The organism is Leptolyngbya sp. FACHB-671 (assembly GCF_014695745.1).
Lineage (GTDB): Bacteria > Cyanobacteriota > Cyanobacteriia > Elainellales > Elainellaceae > JAAUTN01.
Window position 1 is genome coordinate 1 of sequence record NZ_JACJOV010000140.1, and the last position, 4,168, is coordinate 4,168.

Below are 4,168 nucleotides of genomic sequence, written 5' to 3' on the forward strand. Positions count from 1 at the left end.
AGCGTTATACTCAGACCAGTTGCGGATACGGTAGCTCATTGCTGTGAAGGTTTGTTGGTGGTACTTCAAACCTATCACCTCGCCTATCCGCAACTCCTCCATGCAACAACGCCGGTTGGGAACGTACCTGTTCGTTGACTCCAATAGACCCAATCACCGTCATAAGGGCTTCGGTTACTCTGAACCTTAACGTGGCGACGAATTGGCGTAGATTCATGCTTGCGAAGCGGCGTTACTTTGTCGCCTGGAGGGGCAAACAGCCATCCCTTGCCTTCCCTTAATCGCCAGTACTTGTAGGCAATCCAGTGTCGGCTTTTGTGGGGATGACGACGGTAAGACCAAGCCCGTAGTTTGTGATAGAGTTGGCAGTCCATTGCACTAAAGACTGCTTTACTGCACACGGTGCTGTAGTAGTTCGACCAGCCTCGAATGACGGGGTTGAGATGAGCAATCAATTGCGCTTGCGTCGCGGGACGACGCGCTCTGATGATCTCTTTCAGTCGTTGACCATGGCGAATTTGTGCAGCTTTGCTTGGTTTGATGATGGTCTTAAAGCCTCGCTTAGAATGGGTTTTACCTACTCGGTATTGTCGAATAGAGTATCCCAAGAAGTCGAATCCCACGTTGCCGTCGATAGCCTCTAGCATGTGAGTAATCCGAGTTTTGCTCGGCTTTAATTCCAAACCCATGCCTGTCAACCACTCACTGAGAATCTGCTGACTCGCCTGAATCACGGTAAGATCCGGGTGAAGAACCACCAGATCATCGGCGTACTGAACCAGCATGGGGCGTTGTTTGCCCTTGAATGCGTTGTTCAGAGTTAATGCCATTCCGTGAAGTGCCACATTTGCCAGCAGTGGGGAGAGAGGTCCGCCTTGAGCGATACCTTCTGAGGTGGGGTAAAGGGTTTCCCCATCCATGATCCCGCTTCCCAGCCAGGCTCGAATTTGTCGGGCGAGACTGGGAAAGGTTTTGAGTTTTCTCAACAGAGCAGTTTGGTTGATCCGCTCGAAGCATTTCTGGATGTCCGCGTCGAGCACGAATTTCGGCTTCTGCTTAATTGCCAGAAAGATGGCTCCAATCGCATCTCGGCATGAGCGTCCCGGTCTGTAGCCATAGTTGTTTGGCTCCAAGTGTGCTTCCCATTCGGGTTCCAATGCCAGTTTGACCAACGCTTGCAAGGCACGGTCGTGCATTGTGGGGATGCTCAGCGGTCTTTGTTCCGTTTTACTACCAGGTTTTGGGATATAAACCCGACGCATCGGTGCCGCTTTGTTTCCTAACCGTAGACATTGAGCCAGTTGTAACCGCGCTTTGGGTGGAAGCGACGCTAAGCCGTCGATACCTGCGGTTTTCTTGCCCTGATTGTCTTGGGTTACTCGTCGAACTGCCAAACACTTGGCTGACCAGAATTTCATCAACAATCTCTGGAGTCGGTGGACTGCCTTGACATCTCCACGACACGAAGCTCGATATATCCGGGTTTGGAGCTTGAAGACCTGCCGCTGGATGCGCTTCCAGGGTAAGCCTTCCCATCCATACATCGGTTGAAAAACCGTGTTCATGACATTTACACTCTGACTACCAGCTATATCCTCCAAACGGTCGTGCCTCTGTCTGCATATCCTTTGGCTTTCCCAAAGGCATTGGCTTTTGAGGCAATCCTGCCCGCTGTGCCGCTTGCGGTTGACTCCCTACTCAAGCCATCGACCGGATCTTGAGAGCAGGCACAGGGGTTACTTCGTTCCTAACTTTCGTTTGTTGCTGAAGGAAGGTTCCTATTTCCCGCCGGGTTTATTGAGGATGCATTCAGGTCAGAATTTCGGCTGCCTGACTCCTTACCTTTCCCGTTTTGGGCAAGCCTGGTTCTCTTCAAGAGACCCCCAAAGTGGAGGATTAATCCTGCGTTGGCTTGTTCGACCTAACGACGGTTAAACATAGGTTCGCTCTCGCTAACCTGCTTCAGCTCTGCAAGGGCGGGATTCTCAGTCAGGTTCTGAGTTACCGCCTTTTCTCCCATGCTGGCTGCAATGGGCTGTCAACTCCATTACAGTGGGAGATGCTGTCACTTCTGCATCAAGAAGGGATGGAATTGCACCATCACGAAAGTTAAGTTATCAAGGTGCATTGGGATTGCTCCCTCTGTCCGCCTTGTCAGCCATCCCCAGATATTGCTATCTGTTTCGACTGAACGAGTCGCACAAAATTTTGGTCGTTAGTGAACTCTCAAAGGCAACTGTCCCATTTTCGACAACTAGACGATTAAACACCAGAAGCCTGAAATGACGCAAAATCGTTCCTCATAGATTAGACTGTCCCATTTATGGCTGAAGATCGGACAGTTCAAGTCAAGCGAGTGCTCTGAAGAAGCAGATGCTAGAAGCTTTGACCTATAAGATTTTCAGCCTTAACGACCAAAAAAATTCCTCTGCTATAACTGAGCCCACTCACAATGTTCAAGGCATTGACCAAAACAATAAGCCCTAACCTACCGATCAGGGCTTTGTTTTTCTATATGCCGACCTTGTAAAGCGTTGTCGGCGGTTTTGATATGGATGTATCATCCTGCTTCCTCTGGCTCTGAGATAGTCGGGAAGCTACCCGTTTTTATGGGTAGGTATGAGTAGAAGATGGAGCGATTGCCCCTTTTATGTTTAAACAGCTTAACTTTGCCGAAAACGGCCATTGGGTACTGTAAGTCGTAAAGCCTAAATTCTTTGTCTGCTAGGGACTTTTGATATGGGCATTGAATCAAACATTGCCGAGTTCGGGTCATTTTCGGCAGTGTTGTTAACGGCTGCGGTCAGCGGTTGCCGATACCTTTGAACTCAGCATCAGCGGCTTCCTTCAATCCGTTACACCGCAATTGTTCGACTGCGATGATGACTCAGATTTGTTATTTTTTAACACACTCTCTTTCATGGGTTGAAAAGGAGTTTGAGTCATCCAGGGCTGAACTTCAAGATTGCAAAGCTAGTCTTTTACAGTTGGAATCCAACCCAAATCATCCTGGATATGTTGCTCCGCGATAAGACGAACAGGGATCTTCCGTTTAACAGTGTTTTCGATAGTAACTCCAAAGAGCTGCTCACAAAAGAAAATACCTTCTGCATGGTGGCGTAGGGCGCGATGGCGCAAATCTGGCAGAAAAGCTTTGGACTCATCAAACCAGTTGTGAATATTCAGATAATCTTCAGGAACACCACCAAAGAGATCTGCTGAACGAACTGAGTGGTACCAAGGATGAGTCATAGAATTACTACCTTACTGTCTCTGTTCATCAATTATCTCTCCGGTCTCAAGATTTGCTCTAAAGGAACCTTTCATTGAATATTCACCAGTGCCGTAATATTGACCAAGTAAGCAAATTGCTAATGAATCTGCTAACAAGTCAAGGAAAAACTCCACACGCTGCTCTCGAGATGGTTCTCCTAAATAGCGATAGTAATTGCGTAAGTATTGAGATGTTTGACTACCAAGTGAACCTTCTGCAAGTTGATACTTGAGGTCGTCGAACTCTATGATTCTATCTTCGAGCTTAACTCCACTAAACTGAGCGAATCCCTCATCACCTCCTCCGTTATATCTGCAATAGATAACTTTTACCCCCAACTCACGAAGCACACCAAAAACCTGACGTAAATCTGGATCAAGATTTTCAGGGTTGAACTGCCCATTAGCTAGTTCATATTCGTACTTTCTTTTACCGCGATACTTGAAGTACGGCATACTTGGGTATAAATTCTACAACAACAAATATAGTTCAAGCTTTGTCAGGCATGATTAGCCTTATTGCAGGATATTTTTCCTACTAACAGATTTGATGAGAACCACCAAGACTTCTAGGGGTATCAACTGTAAATAGATATTGTTAACATGAACTACCTGCCAATAGCTTATGCAGTCGAACGACCAAGCTCACCGGACGTAGAAAACCTTTGCAACTCAACCAATTAACTTGACACGTTCCGGTGCAGCGACTGGTTAGACTCACGGCGCATTCTACTGCTGTGAATAAATTGACTTATACCCTCAACTAGCTCAGGCACAACTGGCGGTTGTGTCGCAAAAATGGGTCAATGGTAAGGTAGGTAAGCCCAGCTTTGCCTTCTTCCTCTTCAATGTCTACTGCTTCTCTATTCAAGTGGCGGCACTTTTTGCCCGAAAT

At 47.3% G+C, this 4,168-nt stretch carries 3 protein-coding genes; all 3 read right to left on the reverse strand.

The annotated features are described in order from the left end of the window. Positions 1 to 83: 83 nt before the first annotated feature. Positions 84 to 1,565, reverse strand: coding sequence for a reverse transcriptase domain-containing protein (locus H6F93_RS22340; protein WP_190685533.1), 1,482 nt, complete (start codon positions 1,563 to 1,565; stop codon positions 84 to 86). Positions 1,566 to 2,973: 1,408 nt separating this feature from the next. After that, entirely contained in the window at positions 2,974 to 3,252 is a 279-nt protein-coding gene (locus H6F93_RS22345; RefSeq protein ID WP_190685536.1) for a DUF6915 family protein, read from the reverse strand. Between the two features lie 12 nt (positions 3,253 to 3,264). Further along, positions 3,265 to 3,729 carry a hypothetical protein gene (locus H6F93_RS22350; protein WP_190685538.1) on the reverse strand — a complete coding sequence of 155 codons (465 nt, stop codon included), beginning with the start codon at positions 3,727 to 3,729 and terminating at the stop codon, positions 3,265 to 3,267. Between the last annotated feature and the right edge of the window lie 439 nt (positions 3,730 to 4,168).

What these genes read in the sequence shown, in the direction of transcription:
- H6F93_RS22340 (WP_190685533.1), bottom strand. Translation starts at nt 1,565, where the DNA reads ATGAACACGGTTTTTCAACCGATGTATGGATGGGAAGGCTTACCCTGG.
- H6F93_RS22345 (WP_190685536.1), bottom strand. Translation starts at nt 3,252, where the DNA reads ATGACTCATCCTTGGTACCACTCAGTTCGTTCAGCAGATCTCTTTGGT.
- H6F93_RS22350 (WP_190685538.1), bottom strand. Translation starts at nt 3,729, where the DNA reads ATGCCGTACTTCAAGTATCGCGGTAAAAGAAAGTACGAATATGAACTA.